Origin of the sequence: Dickeya undicola, assembly GCF_000784735.1 — a bacterium.
GTDB lineage: Bacteria > Pseudomonadota > Gammaproteobacteria > Enterobacterales > Enterobacteriaceae > Dickeya > Dickeya undicola.
This window is the reverse complement of the sequence record NZ_JSYG01000004.1, coordinates 172,198-196,112: the sequence shown is the minus strand read 5'-3', so window position 1 is coordinate 196,112 and position 23,915 is coordinate 172,198. Positions and strand designations below refer to the sequence as shown.

Here is a 23,915-nt window from a genome sequence, read left to right as displayed (position 1 = left end):
GATGGCGGAGAAAAGTATTGTTCAGGAAGCTAAGGATATCCAACTGGCGATGGAGCTCATTTCACTGGGTGCACGCCTGCAAATGTTGGAAAGCGAGACACAATTAAGTCGTGGTCGTTTGATCAAGCTGTATAAAGAATTGCGAGGTAGCCCTCCGCCCAAAGGGATGCTGCCGTTTTCTACCGACTGGTTCATGACATGGGAACAGAATATTCATTCTTCCATGTTCTATAATGCCTATCTGTTTTTGCTCAAAAACGGACAATGCACCGGTGTCGAGGCCGTAATCAAAGCTTATCGTCTTTACCTCGAACAATGTGCTCCTCAAAGCGATGTGCCTTTGTTGGCGTTGACCCGCGCCTGGACATTGGTTCGTTTTGTGGATAGCGGCATGTTGCAACTGTCCGCTTGTAATTGCTGCAAGGGTATGTTTATTACCCATGCGCATCAGCCCAAGAATAGTTTTGTCTGCAGTTTATGCCAGCCACCCTCCAGAGCAGTAAAAAGACGTAAACTTTCGCCGAATGTTGCCGATATGATACCTCAACTGCTGGACGAACAGGTTAAACATGCAGTCTGAGCCTGATGGCGATTTTGTGGTTCTGTCATCGCGCGTTCATTGCCCGATGGCAGTATTCCCTCCAAATAAGTCGTTGGTAAGACTGCATTTATAACTCTCTCCGCCACCCTTTTACTATCTATAAGGAATTCTTGTGCTGGTTATATTGGGTTATCTTGTCACTATAGGCTCCATACTTGGCGGTTATCTTATCGTGGGTGGCGAGTTGGGGGCGTTGTATCAGCCTTCAGAGCTGTTGATTATTGGTGGCGCGGCTGCTGGTGCGTTTATTGTTGGTAACAACGGCAAAGCGATTAAGGCGACGCTGAAAGCGCTTCCCACGCTGTTGAAAGGTTCGAAATACACCAAAGCCGTATATATGGATCTGATGGCGGTATTATTTCGGCTGATGGCTAAGTCCCGTCAACAGGGGATGCTCTCGCTGGAGTTTGATATCGACAACCCAAAAGAGAGTGAGATCTTCTCTAATTATCCCCGCATCCTTTCTGATGACTATATCGTAGAATTTGTCACGGACTATCTACGACTGATGGTTAGCGGCAACATGAATGCGTTTGAAATTGAAACGCTGATGGATGAAGAGATCGAAACTGTCGAGCATGAAGTTGAAGTGCCTGCCACCAGTCTGAACCTGATGGGGGATGGGTTGCCCGCATTCGGTATCGTGGCAGCAGTCATGGGGGTGGTGCATTCACTGGCGTTTGTTGATCGTCCTGCTGCAGAGTTGGGAATGATGATCGCCCACGCAATGGTGGGGACGTTCCTGGGGATTTTGCTGGCATATGGTTTTGTATCACCATTGGCGTCGCTGTTACGTCAGAAGAATTCAGAGAAAATCAAGGTTCTCCAGTGCATCAAGGTTACACTGTTATCCAGCCTGAATGGTTATGCGCCGCAAATTGCTGTTGAATTCGGTCGTAAAACGCTTTACTCAACAGTGCGTCCTTCATTTACTGAAATGGAAGAGCATATTCGTAATGTGAAGGCACCGGCGCAGCAGGCATCGGAAAATGACTCATGAAACACCAGCACCCCATAATTCGCAAAAAACGTAAATCGGGACATGCCGCTCATCATGGTGGTTCATGGAAGATTGCTTATGCCGACTTCATGACCGCTATGATGGCTCTCTTCCTGGTCATGTGGCTGATTGCTATTTCCTCACCCTCCCAGTTGGCCCAGATTGCTGAATACTTTCGTACACCATTAAAGATTGCTATCACGTCTGGTCCAAAGATGAGTGATGCCTCCAACCCTATTCCTGGCGGTGGTTCGGACCCGACTCAGCAAGAGGGTGATGTGAAACGGCAAATTGACACGATGGATGGCCGTCTTGAGGAAATTAAACTGAATAAACTGCGGGAGCGGCTCGATCAGTTGATTGAGGCTGATCCCCGCCTTAAAGCACTACGCCCGCACCTGCTGATTGAAATGGTGGATGAAGGCCTACGTATTCAGATTATTGACAGCAACAATCGTCCAATGTTTAAAACTGGTAGTGCCCAGGTTGAGCCGTACATGAGCGATATTTTGCGAGCCATCGCGCCTATTTTGAATGATATTCCCAATAAAATCAGTTTATCGGGCCATACTGATGATGCACAGTATGCAATGGGTGAGCGCGGTTATAGCAACTGGGAATTGTCGGCCGACCGTGCTAATGCTTCCCGGCGCGAACTGATTATCGGTGGATTGGCTGAGGGTAAGGTTTTACGCGTAGTTGGCATGGCTGACACGATGAATTTAAAGCAGGCTAAAGGGGGCAGTGATGCCATCAACCGGCGAATCAGTCTGGTTGTCCTGAATAAGCAGGCGCAGGAAAACATCGAGCGTGAAAATGCTGAAAGCAGTGCAGTAAACATTGATAAAATAGAGAATTTACAGAACATGGGGATGGATAAGACCAAGCCTGCTGCCGCGCCTGCGGACAACGGTAGCAGTACGGTTACACCACAACCCGAAAATAATGGGACGCCTGCATCTGGCTCAACTGTGGCTCCTGCGCCTGCTCAGGCACCGGCAACGACGGTGCCGACATCCGGAGCGAATGGCGCGTCGACGACAGGACGTCGGCAGCCTACTACAGCCTTGCCAGCAGCACCTGATAGCCAGGCGACACCTTCTTCAACAAGCCGCGATTCACAGCAGAGGTGACCCACGTGAGCATGGACATGAGTGCTTTTTATCAAACATTTTTTGATGAAGCAGATGAATTGTTGGCGGACATGGAGCAGCATTTATTGCAACTTGATCCGTTAGCGCCTGATACGGAACAAATGAATGCCATCTTTCGCGCTGCTCACTCGATTAAAGGGGGCGCGGGAACATTCGGTTTCACGGTATTACAGGAAACCACTCATATACTAGAAAACCTGTTGGATGGTGCCAGACGCGGTGAAATGCGATTGAGCACTGATATTATCAACCTGTTTTTGGAAACCAAAGATATCATGCAGGATCAGTTGGATGCTTACAAAACCACACAAGAGCCCAACGCTGAAAGCTTTGAGTATATCTGTCAGGCTTTGCGCCAGCTTGCTCTGGAGTCCAAAGATGAGGGTGCTGCCGGAGCCGCCTCTGCCAAGGTAGTCGAGGCTGTACAACCGGTTTCCGCGTCCCCTGCACCGACTTCCGTCGGCGGTCATTCGGGATTGCGTATTGCCCTTACTAATCTTAAAGAGTCAGATATCCCTCAGTTGCTTGAAGAACTGGGTAATCTTGGTACGGTGAAAGATACGGCGCAGACTAGCAACAGTGTCGAGTTAACGCTGGATACGTCAGCTAGTGAAGACGATATTAGTGCGGTACTGTGTTTTGTGTTGGAACCAGACCAAATCAGCTTCAAAGCGGCTGCTGAGGCGATGCCTGCTGATGCTGCTCCGTCAGTGGCTGAGGTGGCCGAGCCGGCAGAACCAGAGCCTACTGCACCCGTTCAGTCGGTTGCACCAGTAGCGGCAGCGCCGGCAGCTAAGCCTGCAGGCGGCAATGACGCAGCCAAGGGCAGACAAAAAACTGGTGATACCAGCATTCGTGTGGCGGTAGAAAAAGTTGACCAGCTCATTAACCTGGTCGGTGAACTGGTGATTACTCAGTCCATGCTGGCTCAGCGTTCCAGTGCGTTGGACCCGGTCGCACATGGTGACCTGCTTAATAGTATGGGGCAGTTGGAAAGAAATGCGCGTGACCTGCAAGAGTCCGTAATGTCCATCCGTATGATGCCGATGGAATATGTCTTTAGCCGTTTTCCACGTCTGGTTCGCGACTTGGCTGCCAAGCTGGGTAAAGAAGTTGAACTGACTCAGTTGGGAAGTTCAACAGAACTGGATAAGAGCCTGATTGAGCGCATCATCGACCCTCTGACTCACCTTGTGCGTAACAGTCTCGACCATGGTATTGAGTCACCGGAAAAGCGTCTCGAAGCCGGTAAATCGGCTGTAGGGAATTTGACACTGTCTGCGGAACACCAGGGTGGCAACATCTGCATCGAGGTGATCGACGACGGTGCGGGTCTAAACCGTGAGCGTATCCTGGCCAAAGCCCTGTCACAGGGAATGGCGGTGAGCGATAGTATGACTGACGAAGAAGTCGGTATGCTGATTTTTGCTCCCGGTTTTTCCACGGCTGAAAAAGTGACCGATGTGTCAGGGCGCGGTGTCGGCATGGATGTGGTGAAACGGAACATTCAGGAGATGGGTGGGCATGTTGAAATTCATTTCGTGAAAGGAAAGGGAACGACTATCCGTATTCTTCTACCGTTGACACTGGCCATCCTGGATGGGATGTCAGTCAAGGTTAATAATGAAGTCTTTATCCTGCCGCTTAACGCGGTTATGGAATCTTTGCAGCCGCAGTCCGAGGATTTGTATCCTTTGGCCGGAGGGGAGCGTGTACTGCAGGTTCGTGGCGAATATCTGCCACTGGTTGAGCTGTACCAGGTATTCGAGGTTGCCGGAGCAAAAACGGATGCCACTCAGGGGATTGTGGTGATCCTGCAGAGTGCCGGCCGTCGCTATGCCTTGCTGGTTGACCAGTTGATTGGTCAGCATCAGGTCGTTGTGAAAAACCTGGAAAGCAATTATCGCAAGGTGCCAGGCGTTTCAGCCGCAACTATTTTGGGTGATGGTAGCGTAGCGCTGATTGTGGATGTTTCTGCGTTGCAAGCGCTTTATCGGGAAAAGCGTGTGGTTGAAACCGCAGCTTAACAGCATATTACAGCTATAGATTAAAGGTGAAAAACATGACTGGACTTGCAAATGTCACAAAATTAGCAGGCGAGACAGTAGGTCAGGAATTTTTGATTTTCACGCTGGGTGACGAAGAGTACGGCGTGGACATTTTGAAGGTTCAAGAGATTCGTGGTTACGATCAGGTCACGCGTATTGCTAACACGCCGAGCTTTATTAAAGGTGTGACCAACCTTCGTGGTGTTATCGTTCCGATTGTCGATTTACGCATCAAATTCATGCAGCAGGAAGTCGACTACGACGACAATACGGTCGTCATTGTTTTGAATCTGGGACAGCGTGTAGTAGGTATTGTGGTTGATGGTGTGTCGGATGTGTTATCACTGACCGCTGACCAAATTCGTCCGGCTCCGGAATTCGCGGTGACCTTATCGACGGAATACCTCACCGGGCTGGGTTCTCTGGGCGAACGTATGCTGATTTTGGTTGATATTGAGAAACTACTCAGCAGCGAGGAAATGGCGCTGGTTGATAGTGTCATGAAGGTTTAATAAACCAGCCATACTGGGCCACTTCGGTGGCCCATGTCATTTGATACCCTCATTTTCTGGCATTTAAAAAGTTATAGAGATGCACAAGCATCAGTGATTGTTGTTATTAAGGCTTAATATGCTGAATCGTGTAAAAGTTGTTACCGGGATCATTACCGTTCTTGGACTATTTATTGCTCTTCAAATCATTTCTGGTGGGCTGTTTTTTAATGCACTGAAGTCGGATAGAGATATCTTCACGACGACACGAATTATTAATCAGCAGAAATCAGAACTGGAATCTACCTGGTCTTATTTATTGCAGACACGTAATACGCTGAACCGCGCAGGAACCCGTTATGCGATGGATGTCTCGGGTGGGACCTCTGGCGGTGTGTCAGCCAAAGAGCTGATTGAAATGGCGAAGAAGCAGCTTGTTATCGCCAATACTCACTTCGCTAACTATGAAAAGATCCCTTATACCAGTCAGCAAGACCCTGTTGTGGGCCAGGCGGTGAAAGATAATTACACCGCATTGAATAGCGCATTAAGTGATCTGATCGTTTTTATTTCTAACGGCAAATTGAAAGAGTTTTTTGATCAGCCGACTCAAAGTTTTCAGGACAAGTTCGAGAAGGCCTATTATTCTTACAAAGATTCTTACGACAAAGTTTATGCCAATGCCGTAGAAGAAAATAATGCATCATATTCAACGGCGTTATGGCTGTTGATATCGGTAGCGATACTGGTTGTCGCGATGGCACTGCTCGTTTGGCTGGGTATCAACCGTTCGCTTATTCAGCCATTAACTAATCTTATTGAACATATCCGGCATATGGCGAAAGGCGACCTGACTACCCGGATTGATGTCCATGGCACGAATGAAATGGGGAGTCTGGCCGATAGCCTGCGCCATATGCAGACAGAGTTCTTCACGACGGTCAGCGCGGTTCGGCAGGGGGCGGAAGCCATTTATACCGGTGCAGCAGAAATCAGTGCAGGTAACAGTGATCTGTCATCACGAACCGAGCAGCAGGCTGCGGCACTGGAAGAAACCGCAGCCAGTATGGAGCAGTTAACATCCACCGTGAAGCAGAACGCTGAGAATGCGCGGCAGGCAAGCCAACTGGCATTGAGTGCCTCTGAAACCGCACAGAAAGGCGGCAAGGTTGTCGATAACGTGGTGAAAACCATGCATAACATTGCTGGCAGTTCGCAGAAAATTGCCGATATCACTAGCGTAATCGACGGTATCGCGTTTCAGACCAATATCCTGGCGCTGAATGCGGCTGTCGAAGCTGCCAGAGCTGGAGAGCAGGGTAGAGGTTTTGCTGTGGTGGCAGGAGAGGTTCGTAATCTGGCCCAACGCAGTGCTCAGGCAGCAAAAGAGATCAAATCGCTGATTGAGGATTCGGTAAACAGGGTTGGGGAAGGTTCTGCACTGGTTGAAAGTGCAGGAGAAACCATGGGCGAGATCGTGGGTGCTGTGACACGTGTGACCGACATCATGGGCGAAATCGCTTCTGCGTCCGAAGAGCAAAGCCGCGGTATCGATCAGGTCGGTCTGGCTGTGACCGAAATGGACCGTGTTACCCAGCAGAACGCCTCGCTGGTGGAAGAGTCGGCTTCTGCTGCTAATGCGCTGGAAGAGCAGGTTCGGGTACTGAATCAGGCGGTAGCTGTATTCCGGTTGTCCGACGATTCGATGGCGACGGGACGCCCCGCGACGATTACTCAGCGGAGCCCGGCTTCCAAACCGGCTCTCCTGGCGACACCTGCTTCTGCAGAGAAAGAGAAAAAAGCCCGAGCCAGTAAAACCACCGATAACTGGGAAACTTTTTAATTGAGGCGCTGGATGGGCTGAGTTATCGGCCCATCTGGTAAATGAGCAATTAATGATAGAAATTTATCCTGAGCAGTAATAGTAATGCTGAGTATAAATTTTCATTTGGTTGTTTTTTCGGCTTTCTTTTTTATCACTGATGAAAACTGTATCACAGAACCCAAAAATGGCCGGGAGACGCTATATTGGATGATGTTTACTTAAGATATTTTTAAGGGATTCTGTGCCTTAATGTTATGCAGGCGGTACTGATACTGCTGTGGTTTTGAGACGAGGGTTGCAGTTTTAATTTTTGTTACCGTTATGACGCTTCTTTAGTTAAAGAAAGGTTTAATGCGGCCGATTGATATAAGTAATGCCTGTTGTATAGGTACATTTTAACGGCATTCTGAGCGTAACGGTTAGTGAGATGTGTGTGGGTCGGCAGTGCTCAGGAGCGTATGGTGACGATAAAGGTTGCACTATTTTCGATGCGTAATCTTTACGATGAACAGTATCGCAAAGGCATCAATGCAAACCATCGCATGATTATCGCTATTAATCCGTCGGAGAAGGGCTGATAAAAGCATTCCTCCCGCTGGTACTCTGGGTAGTGCCCGGTTCATCGCATGAGAAGACGCCGGAGATTAAAGCATGAAACCTGTAATAGCTATAATGGGAAGTCTGATTGGAAAACAATAAAATCATCTATCCATTTTCGGGCGGTCAGATATGAAAAATACACCATCGCCAAATCGTTCAGGTTCCACATCTATTTTGAGTCAGATGGTTGAACGGTTGCCGCTGTCTGATGTTCATTTCCGGAGAATCAGCCAGCTTATCTATCAGCGCGCCGGTATTGTGCTGGCTGACCATAAACGTGAGATGGTCTATAACCGTCTGGTCAGACGGCTGCGTTTACTGGGAATCAACGATTTTGGTCAGTACCTTGCTTTGCTGGAATCAGATCCGAACAGTGCCGAATGGCAGGCATTTATTAATGCGTTAACAACCAATCTGACAGCGTTTTTTCGTGAGGCGCACCATTTCCCTATTCTTGCAGATCACGCCCGTAAACGGCCTGGTGGGTACAGTATTTGGTGTACTGCTGCATCGACGGGAGAGGAGCCTTATTCATTGGCGATGACCCTGGCTGAAGTCTATGGTGATCGTGCCAGCAACTGTCAGATCGTCGCCAGCGATATTGATACACAGGTTTTAGAGAAAGCGTCTGCTGGTATTTACCGGCAGGAAGATTTGCGTTCGCTTTCTCCACAACAGATGCAGCGTTTCTTTTTGCGGGGAACCGGGCCACACAGTGGATTGGTCCGTGTTCGGCCAGACCTGGCGAACATGATACATTTTCAGCAAGTGAATCTGTTGGCTCCCGAGTGGTCACTGCCAGCGCCTTTTGATGCGATATTTTGTCGTAACGTGATGATTTATTTTGATAAAGAGACTCAAGAGCGCATTTTACGTCGTTTTGTTCCGCTGCTTAAACCGGGCGGATTATTGTTTGCCGGGCATTCAGAGAACTTCAGTCAGATCAGCAAGGAATTTTACTTGCGCGGACAGACTGTTTATGGGCTGGCTAAGGAAAGATAATGAGCAAAATAAAAGTATTATGTGTTGATGATTCGGCGCTAATGCGTCAGATCATGACCGAAATCATTAATAGTCATCCCGATATGGAGGTGGTTGCCACTGCACCTGATCCTTTAGTGGCTCGCGATTTAATCAAGAAGTTTAATCCTCAGGTGTTGACGCTCGATGTGGAAATGCCTCGGATGGACGGTCTTGATTTTCTTGAAAAGTTAATGCGACTTCGCCCGATGCCAGTTGTGATGGTGTCTTCGCTGACGGGAAAAGGTTCAGAAATTACGTTGCGGGCGCTTGAACTCGGGGCGATCGATTTTGTTACCAAGCCTCAGTTAGGTATTCGCGAAGGGATGTTGGCATACAGCGAGTTGATCGCGGAAAAAATCCGTATGGCGGCCAAGGCGCGTTTGCCTCAGCGCAACGCGGCACCTGCACCCACGGTGTTGATCCCCAGTACACCGTTGCTCAGTAGTGAAAAACTGATCGCAATTGGTGCCTCAACCGGCGGCACCGAGGCGATCAGACATGTTTTACAGCCGTTACCGCCGACCAGCCCGGCGCTGCTGATTACTCAGCATATGCCACCGGGATTTACCAAGTCCTTCGCTGAACGGCTGAATAAACTGTGTCAGATTACAGTAAAAGAGGCTGAAGATGGTGAACGTGTCCTACCTGGACACGCATATATTGCGCCTGGTGCTCGTCATCTTGAGTTGGCGCGTAGCGGTGCAAACTATCAGGTTAAATTGCATGATGGTCCGCCGGTTAATCGTCATCGTCCTTCTGTTGACGTACTGTTCCACTCTGTTGCACAGTACGCCGGACGAAATGCGGTAGGAGTAATCCTAACTGGCATGGGAAATGATGGGGCCGCGGGAATGCTGGAACTTCATAAAGCGGGAGCTTATACAATCGCGCAAAATGAAGCCAGTTGTGTGGTATTCGGTATGCCGCGAGAGGCTATTGCACTCGGTGGTGTCGATGAGGTGGTGGATTTGCACCAGGTGAGTCAGCGGATGCTGGCACAAGTTTCTGCCGGACAGGCATTACGTATATAGCAGCTCCGGGTGAGCAATAATATTAGGAGTAGGTATGGCTGATAAAGAACTCAGATTTTTAGTAGTGGATGATTTTTCGACGATGCGTCGTATTGTTCGAAATCTACTAAAAGAGCTGGGCTTCAACAATGTGGAAGAAGCGGAAGATGGCGCTGATGCTCTGAACAAGCTCCGTTCAGGCGGTTTCGATTTTGTCATTTCTGACTGGAACATGCCTAATATGGATGGACTTGAACTGTTGCAGGCTATCCGTGCCGATGGCGCGCTTTCCAAGCTTCCTGTTCTGATGGTAACCGCTGAGGCAAAGAAAGAGAATATTATTGCTGCAGCACAGGCTGGTGCCAGTGGTTATGTTGTTAAACCGTTTACTGCCGCTACGCTTGAAGAAAAACTGAGTAAGATTTTCGAAAAGCTTGGTATGTAAGGAGATGCCATGAATCCACATCCGATGCCCATTAACGATCATGCGTCTGCCACAGAGATTATTTCTCGTATCGGGCAATTGACACGTATGCTGCGTGATAGCCTGAAAGAGCTTGGTTTGGATCAGGCGATCACAGAAGCGGCGGAAGCGATTCCTGATGCTCGCGATCGTCTTGATTATGTTGTTCAGATGACCGCACAAGCGGCAGAGCGTGCGTTGAGTTGTGTTGAAGCCGCCCAGCCGCGCCAGAATCAATTGGAAGAGGAATCTAAATCCCTGAAGGTTCGCTGGGATCAGTGGTTTGAGAATCCGATTGAACTGTCGGAGGCACGAGAACTGGTTACCGATACGCGTAGCTACCTCGAATCCGTCCCCGACCATACTGCATTTACCAATGCTCAGTTACTGGAGATCATGATGGCTCAGGATTTCCAGGATTTAACCGGGCAAGTAATTAAGCGCATGATGGATGTTGTTCAGGAAATTGAAAAACAACTGCTGATGGTCCTGTTGGAAAACATTCCAGAAAAACCATCTGAAACCCGTCGTGCGAATGAGGGCCTGCTTAATGGACCTCAGGTTGATAAAACTGCTGCAGGTATTGTTTCTAACCAGGATCAGGTTGATGACCTGTTGGATAGCCTGGGCTTCTGATTTTTCCCCGACACCCATTGCATCTGTATGAGTGGGCATCGTGGCGTAAGGTATGTGGATGTTTACGATCGGGCATGTCCCGATCGTAAATTCCTGCGCCCCATCTTATGCAATAAAATAAATAGCCGCTTATTTTCTCCTTTTTTCTACCCATCATGATTTGCCAGATTTGTCATGCTAGCGGTGTATAACTTTATGTCAGTGAGTATTAACAGGAGCGGCTGTAGTGGCAGACGATAGCGATCTGGAGAAAACAGAAGCTCCCACCCCCCAACGAACGGAAAAAGCGCGCGAAGAAGGCCAGATTCCCCGATCGCGAGAATTGACGTCGGTACTTATGTTGATTGCTGGCCTGGCTATTTTGTGGGGAAGTGGTTCCGGTATGGCTGCCAAACTGACTGATATGATGGCCAAGGGGCTGAGCTTCGATCATAACTTCATTAGTGATGAACGGTTAATCATTTCCCATGTCGGTTCGCTTATCGAGCAGGCGGTAATGGCGCTTGTCCCCATTTTATTCGGCCTGGTGCTGGTTGCCCTGGCTGCACCGATATTGCTGGGGGGATTGATTTTCAGTACCAAGGCAATCAGTTTCAATTTTGGTAAAATGAATCCGTTATCCGGGTTGAAGCGTATGTTTTCAACTCAGGTATTGGCCGAATTATTTAAAGCCATTCTCAAAGCCGTTATTGTCGGCTGCATTGCTTGCTGGTTTCTCCTGCATAACTGGAATAGCATGTTGCACCTTGTGTCAGAGCCATTGGGAATCGCAATAAAGGATGCACTGAATATTGCTTTCCTATGCTGCTTTTGGGTGATTTTGGGGCTCTTTCCTATGGTGGCGTTTGATGTTGGCTGGCAGATATGGAGCCATATCAAGCGGTTGCGTATGAGTAAGCAGGAAATCCGCGACGAATACAAAGAACATGAAGGGGATCCGCATATCAAGGGGCGTATTCGCCAGCAGCAGCGTGCGATTGCTCAGCGTCGAATGATGGCGGATGTACCGAAAGCGGATGTCATTGTTACTAACCCGACCCACTATGCTGTTGCATTGAAGTATGATGAGAAGAAAATGCACGCGCCTAAGGTGTTGGCGAAAGGGGCCAATCAGATAGCACTACGTATTCGCGAACTGGGATCAGAACATCGTATCCCGATTCTGGAAGCACCGCCGCTGGCGCGTGCTCTTTACCGTCATACTGAGATAGGGCATCCGATTCCTACCGGATTATATGCCGCGGTTGCTGAAGTGCTTTCCTGGGTCTACCAGCTCAAGCGCTGGAAACGTGAAGGCGGTTTGATACCGCGTAAACCTAAAAACTTACCTGTGCCGGATGCACTGGATTTTGCTAAAGAGAAAATAACCGATGGCTAATCTGGCCTCTTTGCTTCGCCTACCAGGCAATATGAAAGGCTCACAATGGCAGATTCTGGCAGGACCTGTTCTGATATTGCTCATCTTGTCGATGATGGTTCTGCCGTTGCCACCGTTTATTCTGGACTTGTTGTTTACGTTTAACATCGCACTGTCCATTATGGTGCTGCTGGTCGCTATGTTTACGCAGCGCACACTCGATTTTGCCGCCTTTCCTACCATTCTGTTGTTTTCCACTCTGTTGCGTCTGTCGCTCAACGTGGCATCGACACGCATCATTCTGATGGAAGGGCATACCGGTGCCTCCGCTGCCGGGCGTGTGGTCGAAGCATTCGGGCACTTTCTGGTTGGCGGCAATTTTGCCATCGGTATTGTCGTGTTCATTATCCTGGTCCTGATCAACTTCATGGTCATCACAAAGGGTGCTGGCCGTATCGCTGAAGTTGGCGCACGCTTTACGTTGGATGGTATGCCCGGTAAGCAAATGGCGATTGACGCTGACTTGAATGCCGGGTTGATTGGTGAGGATGAAGCCAAAAAACGACGCTCTGAAGTAACCCAGGAAGCCGATTTCTACGGGTCTATGGATGGTGCCAGTAAGTTCGTGCGGGGTGACGCCATCGCCGGGCTGATGATTATGGCGATTAACGTTATCGGTGGGTTACTGGTAGGTATTGTTCAGCATGACATGGTGCTGGGACAAGCGGTTGAGAACTACACGCTGTTGACTATCGGTGATGGTCTGGTGGCGCAAATCCCCGCCTTGGTGATTTCAACTGCGGCTGGTGTGATCGTAACCAGGGTTAGTACCGATCAAGACGTTGGTCAGCAGATGGTGACCCAACTGTTCAATAACCCGCGTGTCATGGTCCTGAGCGCCGGGGTATTGGGGTTGGTTGGTTTGGTCCCCGGTATGCCTAACTTTGTTTTCCTGCTTTTCACCAGTGCATTGCTTGGGCTGGCCTGGTGGATGAGAAAAGGAGAAAGCAAAGCAGAGTTTGCAGCGAATGAAGCCGCAGCGGCAGCACCAACCACACCGCAGGTGGTGGAAGCCAGTTGGTCTGATGTGCAATTGGAAGATCCGCTTGGTATGGAAGTCGGGTATCGCCTGATTCCTATGGTTGATTTTCAGCAAAATGGCGAATTGCTCGGGCGTATTCGCAGTATCCGAAAGAAATTTGCTCAGGAAATGGGCTTTTTGCCCCCGGTTGTCCACATTCGAGACAATCTGGACCTACAACCAGCCAGCTATCGTATTCTGATGAAAGGGGTTGAAATCGGCAGCGGTGAAGCTCATCCAGGGCGCTGGATGGCGATTAACCCTGGCAATGCGGTAGGTACTTTACCGGGGGATTTGACTAAAGACCCTGCTTTTGGCCTGCCTGCGATCTGGATTGAAAGTGCGCTGAAAGAGCAGGCACAAACACAAGGGTACACCGTAGTTGAAGCCAGCACGGTCGTGGCTACGCACCTGAATCATTTACTCAGCCTTCATGCCAGTGAGTTGTTCGGCCGTCAGGAAGCACAGCAATTGATGGATCGCGTGTCTCAGGAAATGCCGAAGCTGACCGAAGATTTTATTCCGGGTGTCGTGACCTTAACAACTCTGCACAAGGTGCTGCAGAATTTGTTAAGCGAACAGGTTTCGATTCGGGATATGCGCACGGTTATTGAGACACTGGCGGAGCACGCAGCGGTGCAAACCGATCCCTATGAGCTGACGACTGCTGTGCGTATTGCGCTAGGTCGAGCTATCACACAGCAGTGGTTCCCAGGTGATACGGAGCTGCAGGTGATTGGTCTTGACAGTGCGCTGGAGCGTTTGTTATTACAGGCGCTTCAAGGTGGTGGTGGCTTGGAACCTGGGCTGAGCGACAGATTGCTGGAACAGTCAAAACAGGCATTACAGCGGCAGGAAATGCTGGGAGCCCCGCCGGTATTGCTGGTTAATCATGCATTACGTGGGTTATTGTCACGTTTCTTACGTCGCAGCTTGCCGCAAATTGCCGTATTGTCGAATCTCGAAATCAGCGATAGTCGGCAGATCAGAATGACGTCGATGATTGGTGAATCTTCATGATGAAGGGCGTATTGATAGCCTGTTTGTTTAGTTTAGCGGCAGGGACGTTTTCATCCGATGCTCACGCTCAGCAAGGTGGATGGAATACAAGTGTGGCTGGGCCATCATTTCAATACAAGGGAATACTGGCCTCTTCATCTGCGTTACTTCCTCCATCTGGATTGGGGGTGACGGCCGCCCAATCTGTGACGGTAATTTACTGGCGATATCAACTGAGATCGCCTGCACCGATAGATCTCGCCGTCAAGCTCTGTGCTGCTAATCGTTGCGTCAATCTGGATGGTGCCAGCGGACAGACTCGTGGATTGGAAGGGGTGCCTGCCAACAGCGAGTTCAGGATGTTGTTTTATGTGCCTGGAAACGGGCGGATGGCTACGTCAGTAGATGTGGCATCTAATGAAATATCAGTGAACTATAAATAGGACATTGATAGCATTTGCACTGATGATGCTAGAAACAGCAGTGGACCAAGCAGAACGACCAGGTCAGATACTGATTCGTCGGCCGGAAATGGCATTGCTGCGTGATTGACCGTCTGGTCCGTACAGTGATTGGGCATGACGAGGTTTCAGCACAGCCAGCGCTTTTTCATTGTGATCGAGATGATAGCCAAGCAATAAGCCGTTATGCTGATTTTTATCACGTAGTGATTCACTTAATGTGGAGATCTGCTGCCAGAGATCGGTAAGAACATCATGGCTGGAGTAAGGGGCTTTTACACGTAGCACCGACTCTCCCTGCAGACGAATCTTGTCCAGATGCTGGACAGTCGATAGCAAAGAACTTTTTTTATCAGTAATCACTTGCAGGGCTGGCCCATCGACATGGCCTGCGCAGAGCAACAACTGCTCATCAGACAGTACGGCTTCAAGTTCACGCATGTTGAACAGAAGTTGCTCCAGCAGCTTTACAAGCTTTTCCATAGGGTTAGTCGCCTGAAATTAAGTCCTGAGCATCTTTAATCAATGCATCAGCAATTTTACCGACGTTCATTTTTAATGAACCGTCACGAATAGCCTGCTTCAGGGTTTCTACGCGCTGCATATCGATGTCCTGTGATGATGGTTGCATCAATTTGGACTGCGCGTCGCTCAGTTTCACCTGAGTGCCGGTTACACTGCTTTGTTGTCCGGTTTCTTCCTTCCGCTTCAATTTTGCTACGTCACCGGTATCCCGAGGTTGAACCTGGCTTACCGGTTTGACTGACTGGGTCCGATCAATGCTCATGGTAGTGTGCTCGTGTCATGAAAAGTGTAAATGATGATAATCAACGAGATAGATAACTCTATCCACAGCTGGCATTGATTTAACCAGTATATCATCAGCGACTATGTACATCATATCGGCAGCATTGAGCATTACTTTAGCAAATTATTGTGAGATCAGAATAATCCCATCATCAGTTGCGATGCCAGATACAACCTGCCCTGAAGCTGTCCGAGCTCTGGCAGATTGGCCTGAGGCGGCATTGTTCATAGCCTTTCCTTCACTGCGTACGCTAAAGCCATTCCCCTGGGCCAGAATTTGCACGTTTTGCCCGGCGCGGATCACCCAGGGTTTTCTAATCATCACCTGAGTGATTGCCTGACCTGGCGCGATATCCCGCAATGCCACCGCACCTTGGGCATCTTCCAGAGTGAACAAGGCGCGGGGAGGAAGTTGATCAATCCTGCCACGGATGGTTCGAATATCGCTGGAAGTCAGTTCTGTTCCCCGGCTGATCGGAGCCGCGGCTACCACATAATTTCCAGTCACCTGAACTTCAACCTGAACAAAACGCCGCTCTTGGTTACAACGTACAGACACCGAAAGGTTGCCCCACATCCTGGCGTTTCCCGGCAGTGAAATCTGCGGGTTTTCACAAACAGGCCATTGAGCCTCAGGCGTTTTTACCACCACATTAATCGTACTGGATGAACCTTTAAAATTATCCGAAAAAAAACGGGAAAGTTGTGACGCAAGATCGGCAGCATTCACCAGTATTGGAGCAAACAAGACACCCAAAATCGATAACTGTATGTATTTTCTGATTTCCGGCATCAGTTTTACGCTCTCCAAAGCCCGGTTAATTTCACGGTGTCAGTGTAACGGTACTTGCTTACAGTTAAGGCAATAAATAGCGCTTCATTTTATGTCTATTCTTGCGATGATTTTTACAGGATGAGAATTATCCTACCAGCACTAAAGTTTAAATTGCGGAGGGAACATGCTCGATAAATTGGATGCCGCGCTACGGTTTCAGCAAGAAGCATTGAATCTCCGTGCCCAGCGTCAGGAGATTTTGGCTGCCAATATCGCCAACGCGGATACTCCTGGTTATCAGGCGCGTGACATTGATTTTGCCAGCGAACTGAACAAGGTCATGGAGCAAGGGCGTGCCAGCGGTCAGTCTGTGTCGCTGAGTTTGACGTCTGCACGCCATATTCCTGCTCAGACAGTGCAGCCGCCTGAACTGGACTTGCTCTATCGTGTTCCGACTCAGCCAGCTCTAGATGGAAACACGGTCGACATGGATCGCGAGCGTACCAACTTCGCGGACAACAGTCTCAAGTATCAGAGCAGCCTGACGCTCATCGGCGGGCAGATTAAAGGGATGATGTCGGTACTTCAGTCCGGCTCATCATAACAGCATTGGCGACAGATATAAGGTTGATGTCTCATGTCGTTACTTAATATTTTCGATATTTCCGGCTCGGCGCTTTCTGCCCAGTCTCAGCGCCTAAACGTCAGTGCCAGTAACCTGGCCAACGCTGACAGCGTTACGGGGCCAGATGGTCAGCCTTATCGTGCCAAGCAGGTGGTGTTTGAGGTCGATGCTGCTCCGGGACAGGCGACTGGCGGTGTGAAGGTCGCCAAGGTGGTTGAAGACCCTTCTCCGGAAAAACTGGTTTATCAGCCGGGAAATCCGCTGGCCGATGCCAAAGGCTATGTCCGCATGCCGAATGTGGATCCCGTCAATGAAATGGTTAACACCATTTCGGCGTCCCGAAGCTATCAGGCGAACGTGGAAGTATTGAATACCACCAAATCGATGATGCTGAAGACATTAACCATTGGTCAGTAATCTGGAGAATTCATGGCTACCACATCTTCTGTCAGTGACGTCCAAAGTACTACATCCACGACGTCGACATCGTCTATCAGCGGAAGTACCAGTGCTGACTTACAGAATAGTTTCCTGACTCTGCTGGTTGCACAGCTGAAAAATCAGGATCCGACTAACCCGATGGATAATAACCAACTGGTTTCTCAGCTAGCTCAGCTAAACACAGTGAGCGGTATTGAGAAGCTGAACACTACGTTGGGGTCTATTTCCACACAAATCAACAGCAACCAGTCTATTCAAGCGGCATCGTTAATTGGTCATGGTGTGTTGGTGCCGGGTACAAAAGTGCTGGTTGGCAATGAAACGACCACTCCGTTTGGCGTCGAGCTAGAAAATGCCGCGGAGAACGTTACCGTCAATATCACCGACAGTTCCGGCAAAGTGGTTCGCAGTATGGAACTGGGTTCACTGAGTGCTGGGGTTCATGCCTATTCTTGGGATGGTAAGGCCTCCGACGGTACGGCCGCACCAGATGGTGCTTATACAATTTCGGTTTCTGCTACCTCAAACGGTACTCAACAGGTAGTAGAAGCGTTGAACTACGCGTACGTGAATGGTGTGGTCACCAATAGTAGTGGTGCATTACTGGACCTGGGCCTGAGCGGGCAGTCCACATTGGATAACGTACGTCAGATTTTGTAGCAGTTACGGATATAACGCGCGTCACTTTTTAGTGAATAACAGTTCATCAATATTCAGGAGAGCACTATGAGCTTTTCTCAGGCGGTCAGTGGCTTAAACGCTGCCTCTAACAATCTGGACGTGATTGGTAACAACATTGCCAACTCCGCTACCGTTGGTTTTAAGGCCAGCAACATCTCTTTTGCCGATATGTATGCCGGCTCCAACGTAGGTCTGGGGACCCGAGTTGCATCCGTACTGCAGGACTTTAGCAATGGTTCGATCACCAGTACTTCTCGTTCGCTGGATGTGGCCATTAACGGGAATGGTTTCTATCGCCTGCTAAACAGTAACGGCAGTGTGGTTTACAGCCGTAATGGTCAGTTCACGTTAGATAGCAGCCGTAATATCGTTAACGCGCAGGGGCTGCAGTTGACAGGGTATCCCGCCACCGGTACGCCGCCGACCATTCAGCAAGGTGCTGACCCGGTAGCATTGAGTATTCCGGAAACCACGATGTCGGCTAGTGCGACGACCACCGCATCGATTATTGCCAACCTGAACTCATCGGATAGCACCAATACCTGGGACGCGACCGATCCGACCAACACCTCAAACTATAAAGGTTCTATCACTACCTACGATAGTCTGGGTAACGAGCATAACTTTGCGCTTTATTTTGTGAAGACTGCTGCTAACAGTTGGGATGTATATGCTCAGGATACCAGCATTACCGGTGCAGGTTTCCAGGGGCCGAACACGTTGTCCTTTAATAACAGCGGTGCGTTGACAACGACGACACCGGTGACGTTGAACATGGCGACGTTGAATGGTTCTGCTGCCAGTACCTTCACGCTGTCGTTTACTGGCACAGTACAGCAGAACAGCGGTTCCAATAGCACCAAGACACCAACACAGAATGGTTATGCTCCTGGTGAACTGACCGGTTACAGCATCAGCAACGATGGTACAGTTGTCGGCTCTTATTCCAACTCGAAAACCCAACTGCTCGGTCAGATTGCGCTGGCTAACTTCGCTAACCCGGAAGGGTTGTCTCCCCAGGGGGATAACGTTTGGGCGGCAACCAGTAATTCTGGTCAGGCTGTTGTAGGTCTTGCTGGTTCTGGCAACCTTGGCAAATTGGTTGGTAAAGCCACAGAAAGCTCCAACGTCGATATGAGTAAGGAACTGGTTAACATGATCGTTGCCCAGCGTAACTACCAGTCGAACGCGCAGACCATCAAAACGCAGGATCAGATTCTCAACACATTGGTTAACCTGCGTTAATTATCATAACGGGGATATTGCATGGATCACGCTATCTATACAGCGATGGGCGCAGCAAGCCAGACGCTGGAGCAACAGGCCATTACGTCGAACAACATGGCCAACGCCTCGACGCCGGGTTTTCGCGCCCAGCTGGCTGCGATGCGTGCTGTGCCAATCCAAGGGGTTACCAACGAGACGCGTACGCTGGTGATCTCGTCAACACCTGGGGCGGATACTACCCCAGGTTCGATGGACTATACCGGGCGTTCGATGGATGTTGCTTTATCGCAGGATGGTTGGCTGGCAGTCCGCTCGGCGGACGGCAGTGAAGCCTATACCCGTAACGGCAACATGGAGATCAACGCCAACGGGCAGTTGACTATTCAGGGTAATCTGGTAATGGGCGACGGCGGCCCGATTGACGTTCCGCCTCAGACGCAACTTACCATCGGTCCTGATGGTACTATCAACGCGTTGAACCCTAGTGATGCCGCGAATACGGTTACCCAGATTGGGCGCCTGAAGCTGGTTAAAGCGACGGGAAACGAAGTAACTCGTGGTGACGATGGATTTTTCCGTGTGTCTCCAGCTGCACAGCAGCAGCGTGGTGCGGTATTACAGAATGACGCAACGGTCAGGGTAATGCCTGGGGTACTGGAAGGCAGTAACGTTAATACGGTTGAATCGATGGTGGAGATGATTTCCAACTCGCGCCGTTTTGAGATGCAGATGAAAGTGATCAGCAGCGTTGATGATAATACGCAACGTGCTAATCAGATACTTGCAATGAATTAAGTGCCCTTGCGCACAGGAGTGACTCGATGATCCGTTCTTTATGGATTGCCAAAACCGGTCTGAACGCCCAGCAAACCAATATGGATGTCATATCCAACAACCTGGCGAACGTCAGCACCAATGGTTTTAAGCGTCAGCGTGCTGTATTTGAGGACCTGATGTACCAGACCGTTCGTCAACCAGGGGCCCAGTCTTCAGAACAGACCACGCTGCCGTCAGGTCTGCAACTGGGGACGGGGGTGCGTCCGGTGGCTACTGAGCGCATTCATACGCAAGGCTCCTTTTCCGAAACCGGTAATGTGAAGGATCTGGCGATCAAGGGTGCCGGTTTCTTTCAGGTGCTGATGCCAGATGGAACCACGTCGTATACTCGTGATGGATCTTTCCAGCAAGATTCCAACGGTCAGCTGGTGACCTCCAGTGGTTTTCAGGTCCAACCGGCGATCACTATCCCGGCAAACTCCAGCAACCTGACAGTTGGCCGTGATGGGGTGGTTACCGTGACTCAGCAGGGGCAGACGGCACCGGTGCAGATCGGGCAGCTTAACCTGGCCATGTTCATCAACGAAGCTGGCCTGGAGAACCTGGGCGAAAATCTGTATGCGGAAACCGCCAGCTCTGGTGCGCCGACGCAGAGTACGCCTGGTCTGAATGGCGCGGGCTTGATTTATCAGAAGTACGTTGAAACATCAAACGTGAACGTCGCCGAAGAGTTAGTGTCAATGATCCAGACTCAGCGTGCGTATGAAATCAACAGCAAGGCGATTTCTTCCACTGACCAGATGCTACAGAAACTGACCCAGCTGTAATCTTTCCTGGGTAGTCCTTGTCAAAATAGGGTGGCTTTTTACTGATTTGCGGCTGGAATGCAAAGGGGTAAGTGGCCACCTTGATGCAATATGTGGATAGATTACTGAAAGTAAGGCGATATCCGTAGTGATGATGAATACGAAGTCGGTTGCAGCGTTGCAGCCATGTCGGCCCCGTCTGCTGGCATACGTGATGATGTTAACACTGTCCGGTTGCGCCTATATACCTCATGACAAGGTGGTGACTGGGCCAACGACAGCGCAGCCTGCACCGCCTTTACAGGCTATTCCCAATGGTTCTATTTTCCAAACCGGGCAGGCGATGAACTACGGTTATCAACCGATGTTTGAGGATCGTCGTCCAAGGAATGTCGGGGATACGCTTACCATTGTGTTGCAGGAAAACGTCAGTGCGAGCAAGAGTTCGTCGGCAAATGCCAGTCGTGACGCTTCTGGTTCGTTCGGTATGACTACGACACCGCGTCTGCTGGAAGGTCCGCTAGGGAATAACCGTGCTGCGTTGGATGCAACCGGAAAGAATGATTTCACCGGCAAAGGTGGAGCCAATGCCAACAATACATTCACTGGTACAATTACGGTTACCGTGGATCAGGTGTTGACGAATGGTAATTTACATGTTGTTGGCGAAAAACAAATCGCTGTTAATCAGGGAACCGAGTTTATCCGTTTCTCAGGGGTGGTGAACCCAAGAACTATCAGCGGCAGCAACACTGTACCGTCGACTCAAGTGGCGGATGCGCGTATGGAATATGTGGGTAACGGCTATATTAATGAAACGCAGAACATGGGCTGGCTGCAGCGGTTCTTCCTTAATGTTTCGCCGTTCTAAATTGATGAGGCATATAATGCGGATCACTTCACTCTTCACCGTTTTTCTTGCTCTGTTGATGGCTGTGGCGATGCCCGCATCAGCCGAGCGTATCCGCGATCTGGTGAGTATTCAGGGCGTGCGCGATAACGCCCTCATTGGCTATGGTCTGGTGGTGGGATTGGATGGTACAGGTGACCAAACCACGCAGACACCCTTTACCACACAAAGTTTGAATAACATGTTGTCTCAGTTGGGGATCACGGTTCCGGCTGGTACTAATATGCAGTTGAAAAACGTGGCTGCGGTTATGGTGACGGCAAAATTACCGGCCTTTGCCCGAGCAGGGCAACCGGTAGACGTTGTCGTTTCTTCGATGGGTAATGCCAAGAGTTTGCGCGGCGGTACACTGCTGATGACCCCGCTGAAAGGGGTGGATAATCAGATCTATGCTATCGCGCAGGGGAACGTATTAATCGGCGGTGCTGGCGCGTCTGCGGGCGGCAGCAGCGTGCAGGTCAACCAACTGTCGGGTGGGCGTATCAGCGGTGGTGCAATCATCGAGCGTGAACTGCCGAATACTTTTGGTACAGGCAATACCATCATACTGCAGTTAAATCAGGATGATTTCACCATGGCACAGAGCATCAGCGATGCCATCAACCGTTTTGGCCGCGGTGGTACAGCCGCTCCGCTGGATTCACGTACTGTTCGGGTTGTGGTGCCTGCAGGTAATAGCGCTCAGGTGAGATTCCTGGCCGACATGCAGAATATTGAGGTGAATGTCGGCACGTTGGACGCCAAGGTTATCATTAACTCCCGTACCGGTTCGGTAGTCATGAACCGCAATGTTCAACTGGAAAACTGCGCGATCGCTCAGGGTAACTTGTCCGTTACCATCAATCAGCAGAATGTGGTCAGTCAGCCGAATACGCCGTTAGCTGGTGGGCAAACGGTCGTGACCCCGCAGACGGAAATCTCCATGCGTCAGGAAGGCGGCGCGCTGCAACGGGTCAACTCCAGTGCGAACCTTAACAGTGTGGTCAGAGCATTAAATTCGCTTGGTGCCACGCCGATGGATCTGATGTCAATTCTTCAGGCGATGGAAAGTGCGGGTTGCCTGAGAGCGAAGCTGGAAATTATCTGATGAGTGATATGAAGGCGTTTAACAACCCGGCTTATGAGGCACAGTCACTTAACGCGCTGAAGCGGGATGTATCCACTCATCCCCAAAGCCGGGAAGGGATCCGTGCGGTGGCTAAGCAGTTGGAAGGCGTCTTCGTTCAGATGATGATGAAGAGTATGCGTGATACGTTGCCAAAAGATGGGATTTTCAGCAGCGATCAAACCCGTATGCTCACATCAATGTATGACCAGCAACTCGCTCAGCAAATGTCGGCGGGTAAAGGGCTTGGACTGGCTTCCATGATTGAAAAACAGATGATGGGCCAGGGTATTGTCGGGAATGAACCCGCAGTGACGGCTCCGTTTAAGCCAGATACTCAACTAGCCCGAGCCATGCCTTCGTTTGTGCTGGAGCAAATGGTGCGTAAGGCGGTTCCCAAACTGCCGGAGAAATCCAGTGCGTTACCGATGAGCAGTACTGATTTTATCTCTCGCTTGTCAACGCCAGCCATGCTGGTTAGCCAGCAAAGTGGTATTCCTCATCATCTGATCATGGCACAGGCTGCTCTAGAGTCTGGGTGGGGGCAGCGGGAAATTCCTACTGCTGATGGTCGGCGTAGCCACAACATTTTTGGTATTAAAGCTGGTGGTAGCTGGGATGGCCCGGTCACGGAAGTGACCACGACAGAATATGAGCAAGGTATTGCTAAAAAGGTTAAAGCCGCTTTCCGTGTTTATAGCTCTTATCTGGAAGCATTAAACGATTATGCCAAATTGCTGACGCAGAACCCCCGCTATGCTGGTGTTGCTGCGGCAGCCACTGCGGAACAGGCTGCGGTTGCATTACAACAGGCTGGTTATGCGACTGATCCAGCGTATGCGAAGAAGCTGGTGAGTATGATTCAGCAGATGAAAAACTCGGGTGAAAAGGCGGTTCAGGCCTATACGCACGACCTGAGCGGGATTTTCTAATTTTCCTCAAGTTTTCAGCCCGCCTGCCGATAGCTATACAAGTTAATTTATAACGGCGATATCTTTTTGTGCCCGGTAAT

The 23,915-nt window shown here is 49.9% G+C and carries 25 protein-coding genes; 22 read left to right on the top strand and 3 right to left on the bottom strand.

The genetic code is table 11. The features are described 5' to 3' along the window. Position 1: 1 nt before the first annotated feature. From flhC to OB87_RS19580, 13 genes are all read left to right on the top strand, one after another. On the top strand, positions 2–580 hold the full coding sequence (gene flhC / locus OB87_RS01765) for a flagellar transcriptional regulator FlhC (protein WP_033567961.1): 579 nt from the start codon (positions 2–4) through the stop codon (positions 578–580). A 133-nt stretch (positions 581–713) separates the two neighbouring features. Further along, positions 714–1,601, top strand: a complete 888-nt coding sequence (gene motA, locus OB87_RS01760) for a flagellar motor stator protein MotA (protein WP_033567716.1) — start codon at positions 714–716, stop codon at positions 1,599–1,601. Continuing rightward, positions 1,598–2,734, top strand: a complete 1,137-nt coding sequence (gene motB / locus OB87_RS01755) for a flagellar motor protein MotB (protein ID WP_033567715.1) — start codon at positions 1,598–1,600, stop codon at positions 2,732–2,734. Before motA ends, motB begins: the two co-directional genes overlap by 4 nt. A gap of 17 nt (positions 2,735–2,751) precedes the next feature. Further along, positions 2,752–4,782, top strand: a complete 2,031-nt coding sequence (gene cheA / locus OB87_RS01750) for a chemotaxis protein CheA (protein ID WP_200884265.1) — start codon at positions 2,752–2,754, stop codon at positions 4,780–4,782. A 35-nt stretch (positions 4,783–4,817) separates the two neighbouring features. Continuing rightward, positions 4,818–5,315 (top strand): chemotaxis protein CheW, encoded by a 498-nt coding sequence (gene cheW, locus OB87_RS01745; RefSeq protein ID WP_013318523.1) that lies wholly within the window; start codon positions 4,818–4,820, stop codon positions 5,313–5,315. Between the two features lie 118 nt (positions 5,316–5,433). Beyond that, on the top strand, positions 5,434–7,137 hold the full coding sequence (locus OB87_RS01740; RefSeq protein WP_033567713.1) for a methyl-accepting chemotaxis protein: 1,704 nt from the start codon (positions 5,434–5,436) through the stop codon (positions 7,135–7,137). A 711-nt stretch (positions 7,138–7,848) separates the two neighbouring features. After that, a complete protein-coding gene (cheR, locus tag OB87_RS01735) occupies positions 7,849–8,721 on the top strand; it encodes a protein-glutamate O-methyltransferase CheR (RefSeq protein WP_033567712.1) in 873 nt (290 codons plus the stop codon). Next, entirely contained in the window at positions 8,721–9,773 is a 1,053-nt protein-coding gene (locus OB87_RS01730) for a protein-glutamate methylesterase/protein-glutamine glutaminase (RefSeq protein ID WP_013318520.1), read from the top strand. The genes cheR and OB87_RS01730 overlap by 1 nt, the downstream gene beginning before the upstream one ends. 34 nt (positions 9,774–9,807) lie before the next feature. Next, positions 9,808–10,197, top strand: coding sequence for a chemotaxis response regulator CheY (gene cheY, locus OB87_RS01725; protein WP_012884205.1), 390 nt, complete (start codon positions 9,808–9,810; stop codon positions 10,195–10,197). A gap of 9 nt (positions 10,198–10,206) precedes the next feature. Then, a complete protein-coding gene (gene cheZ, locus OB87_RS01720; protein WP_022634093.1) occupies positions 10,207–10,851 on the top strand; it encodes a protein phosphatase CheZ in 645 nt (214 codons plus the stop codon). 226 nt (positions 10,852–11,077) lie between these two features. After that, the gene (gene flhB / locus OB87_RS01715) at positions 11,078–12,229 is read left to right on the top strand and encodes a flagellar biosynthesis protein FlhB (protein WP_033567711.1); all 1,152 of its coding nucleotides are present in this window, start codon (positions 11,078–11,080) and stop codon (positions 12,227–12,229) included. Next, positions 12,222–14,309, top strand: coding sequence for a flagellar biosynthesis protein FlhA (gene flhA, locus OB87_RS01710; protein ID WP_033567710.1), 2,088 nt, complete (start codon positions 12,222–12,224; stop codon positions 14,307–14,309). The genes flhB and flhA overlap by 8 nt, the downstream gene beginning before the upstream one ends. After that, positions 14,306–14,731, top strand: a complete 426-nt coding sequence (locus OB87_RS19580) for a flagellar protein FlhE (protein ID WP_235425218.1) — start codon at positions 14,306–14,308, stop codon at positions 14,729–14,731. The genes flhA and OB87_RS19580 overlap by 4 nt, the downstream gene beginning before the upstream one ends. A 63-nt stretch (positions 14,732–14,794) precedes the next feature. On the opposite strand, the gene OB87_RS01705 is transcribed toward OB87_RS19580, so the two are convergent. The 3 genes from OB87_RS01705 to flgA all read right to left on the bottom strand — a co-directional run bounded on the left by OB87_RS01705 (position 14,795) and on the right by flgA (position 16,349). Further along, positions 14,795–15,232, bottom strand: a complete 438-nt coding sequence (locus OB87_RS01705) for a flagella synthesis protein FlgN (protein ID WP_033567709.1) — start codon at positions 15,230–15,232, stop codon at positions 14,795–14,797. Between the two features lie 4 nt (positions 15,233–15,236). Further along, positions 15,237–15,536, bottom strand: coding sequence for a flagellar biosynthesis anti-sigma factor FlgM (gene flgM, locus OB87_RS01700; protein ID WP_033567708.1), 300 nt, complete (start codon positions 15,534–15,536; stop codon positions 15,237–15,239). 144 nt (positions 15,537–15,680) lie between these two features. Beyond that, entirely contained in the window at positions 15,681–16,349 is a 669-nt protein-coding gene (gene flgA, locus OB87_RS01695; RefSeq protein ID WP_033567707.1) for a flagellar basal body P-ring formation chaperone FlgA, read from the bottom strand. A gap of 166 nt (positions 16,350–16,515) precedes the next feature. Here flgA and flgB point away from each other — a divergent pair, with 166 nt between their 5' ends. The 9 genes from flgB (at position 16,516) to flgJ (ending at position 23,835) form a co-directional block, all read left to right on the top strand. Beyond that, entirely contained in the window at positions 16,516–16,935 is a 420-nt protein-coding gene (gene flgB / locus OB87_RS01690) for a flagellar basal body rod protein FlgB (protein ID WP_033567706.1), read from the top strand. A gap of 33 nt (positions 16,936–16,968) precedes the next feature. Then, positions 16,969–17,373, top strand: a complete 405-nt coding sequence (flgC, locus tag OB87_RS01685; RefSeq protein ID WP_012769280.1) for a flagellar basal body rod protein FlgC — start codon at positions 16,969–16,971, stop codon at positions 17,371–17,373. Positions 17,374–17,385: 12 nt separating this feature from the next. Next, a complete protein-coding gene (gene flgD, locus OB87_RS01680; protein ID WP_033567705.1) occupies positions 17,386–18,057 on the top strand; it encodes a flagellar hook assembly protein FlgD in 672 nt (223 codons plus the stop codon). Between the two features lie 66 nt (positions 18,058–18,123). Then, the gene (gene flgE, locus OB87_RS01675; RefSeq protein ID WP_033567704.1) at positions 18,124–19,323 is read left to right on the top strand and encodes a flagellar hook protein FlgE; all 1,200 of its coding nucleotides are present in this window, start codon (positions 18,124–18,126) and stop codon (positions 19,321–19,323) included. A 21-nt stretch (positions 19,324–19,344) separates the two neighbouring features. Continuing rightward, on the top strand, positions 19,345–20,100 hold the full coding sequence (locus tag OB87_RS01670) for a flagellar basal body rod protein FlgF (RefSeq protein WP_033567703.1): 756 nt from the start codon (positions 19,345–19,347) through the stop codon (positions 20,098–20,100). A 26-nt stretch (positions 20,101–20,126) separates the two neighbouring features. Continuing rightward, on the top strand, positions 20,127–20,909 hold the full coding sequence (gene flgG / locus OB87_RS01665; RefSeq protein ID WP_033567702.1) for a flagellar basal-body rod protein FlgG: 783 nt from the start codon (positions 20,127–20,129) through the stop codon (positions 20,907–20,909). A gap of 133 nt (positions 20,910–21,042) precedes the next feature. Further along, positions 21,043–21,759: a flagellar basal body L-ring protein FlgH gene (flgH, locus tag OB87_RS01660; protein ID WP_033567960.1), complete on the top strand. Its 717-nt coding sequence runs from the start codon at positions 21,043–21,045 to the stop codon at positions 21,757–21,759. 16 nt (positions 21,760–21,775) lie between these two features. Beyond that, the gene (locus OB87_RS01655) at positions 21,776–22,885 is read left to right on the top strand and encodes a flagellar basal body P-ring protein FlgI (protein ID WP_033567701.1); all 1,110 of its coding nucleotides are present in this window, start codon (positions 21,776–21,778) and stop codon (positions 22,883–22,885) included. After that, positions 22,885–23,835, top strand: a complete 951-nt coding sequence (gene flgJ, locus OB87_RS01650; RefSeq protein WP_033567700.1) for a flagellar assembly peptidoglycan hydrolase FlgJ — start codon at positions 22,885–22,887, stop codon at positions 23,833–23,835. The genes OB87_RS01655 and flgJ overlap by 1 nt, the downstream gene beginning before the upstream one ends. Positions 23,836–23,915: the final 80 nt, after the last annotated feature.

Coding starts and splice junctions, on each gene's coding strand:
- flhC (WP_033567961.1), top strand. CDS start 2: ATGGCGGAGAAAAGTATTGTTCAGGAAGCTAAGGATATCCAACTGGCG.
- motB (WP_033567715.1), top strand. CDS start 1,598: ATGAAACACCAGCACCCCATAATTCGCAAAAAACGTAAATCGGGACAT.
- cheA (WP_200884265.1), top strand. CDS start 2,752: ATGAGTGCTTTTTATCAAACATTTTTTGATGAAGCAGATGAATTGTTG.
- cheW (WP_013318523.1), top strand. CDS start 4,818: ATGACTGGACTTGCAAATGTCACAAAATTAGCAGGCGAGACAGTAGGT.
- OB87_RS01740 (WP_033567713.1), top strand. CDS start 5,434: ATGCTGAATCGTGTAAAAGTTGTTACCGGGATCATTACCGTTCTTGGA.
- cheR (WP_033567712.1), top strand. CDS start 7,849: ATGAAAAATACACCATCGCCAAATCGTTCAGGTTCCACATCTATTTTG.
- OB87_RS01730 (WP_013318520.1), top strand. CDS start 8,721: ATGAGCAAAATAAAAGTATTATGTGTTGATGATTCGGCGCTAATGCGT.
- cheY (WP_012884205.1), top strand. CDS start 9,808: ATGGCTGATAAAGAACTCAGATTTTTAGTAGTGGATGATTTTTCGACG.
- cheZ (WP_022634093.1), top strand. CDS start 10,207: ATGAATCCACATCCGATGCCCATTAACGATCATGCGTCTGCCACAGAG.
- flhA (WP_033567710.1), top strand. CDS start 12,222: ATGGCTAATCTGGCCTCTTTGCTTCGCCTACCAGGCAATATGAAAGGC.
- OB87_RS19580 (WP_235425218.1), top strand. CDS start 14,306: ATGATGAAGGGCGTATTGATAGCCTGTTTGTTTAGTTTAGCGGCAGGG.
- OB87_RS01705 (WP_033567709.1), bottom strand. CDS start 15,232: ATGGAAAAGCTTGTAAAGCTGCTGGAGCAACTTCTGTTCAACATGCGT.
- flgM (WP_033567708.1), bottom strand. CDS start 15,536: ATGAGCATTGATCGGACCCAGTCAGTCAAACCGGTAAGCCAGGTTCAA.
- flgA (WP_033567707.1), bottom strand. CDS start 16,349: ATGCCGGAAATCAGAAAATACATACAGTTATCGATTTTGGGTGTCTTG.
- flgB (WP_033567706.1), top strand. CDS start 16,516: ATGCTCGATAAATTGGATGCCGCGCTACGGTTTCAGCAAGAAGCATTG.
- flgC (WP_012769280.1), top strand. CDS start 16,969: ATGTCGTTACTTAATATTTTCGATATTTCCGGCTCGGCGCTTTCTGCC.
- flgD (WP_033567705.1), top strand. CDS start 17,386: ATGGCTACCACATCTTCTGTCAGTGACGTCCAAAGTACTACATCCACG.
- flgE (WP_033567704.1), top strand. CDS start 18,124: ATGAGCTTTTCTCAGGCGGTCAGTGGCTTAAACGCTGCCTCTAACAAT.
- OB87_RS01670 (WP_033567703.1), top strand. CDS start 19,345: ATGGATCACGCTATCTATACAGCGATGGGCGCAGCAAGCCAGACGCTG.
- flgG (WP_033567702.1), top strand. CDS start 20,127: ATGATCCGTTCTTTATGGATTGCCAAAACCGGTCTGAACGCCCAGCAA.
- flgH (WP_033567960.1), top strand. CDS start 21,043: ATGAATACGAAGTCGGTTGCAGCGTTGCAGCCATGTCGGCCCCGTCTG.
- OB87_RS01655 (WP_033567701.1), top strand. CDS start 21,776: ATGCGGATCACTTCACTCTTCACCGTTTTTCTTGCTCTGTTGATGGCT.
- flgJ (WP_033567700.1), top strand. CDS start 22,885: ATGAGTGATATGAAGGCGTTTAACAACCCGGCTTATGAGGCACAGTCA.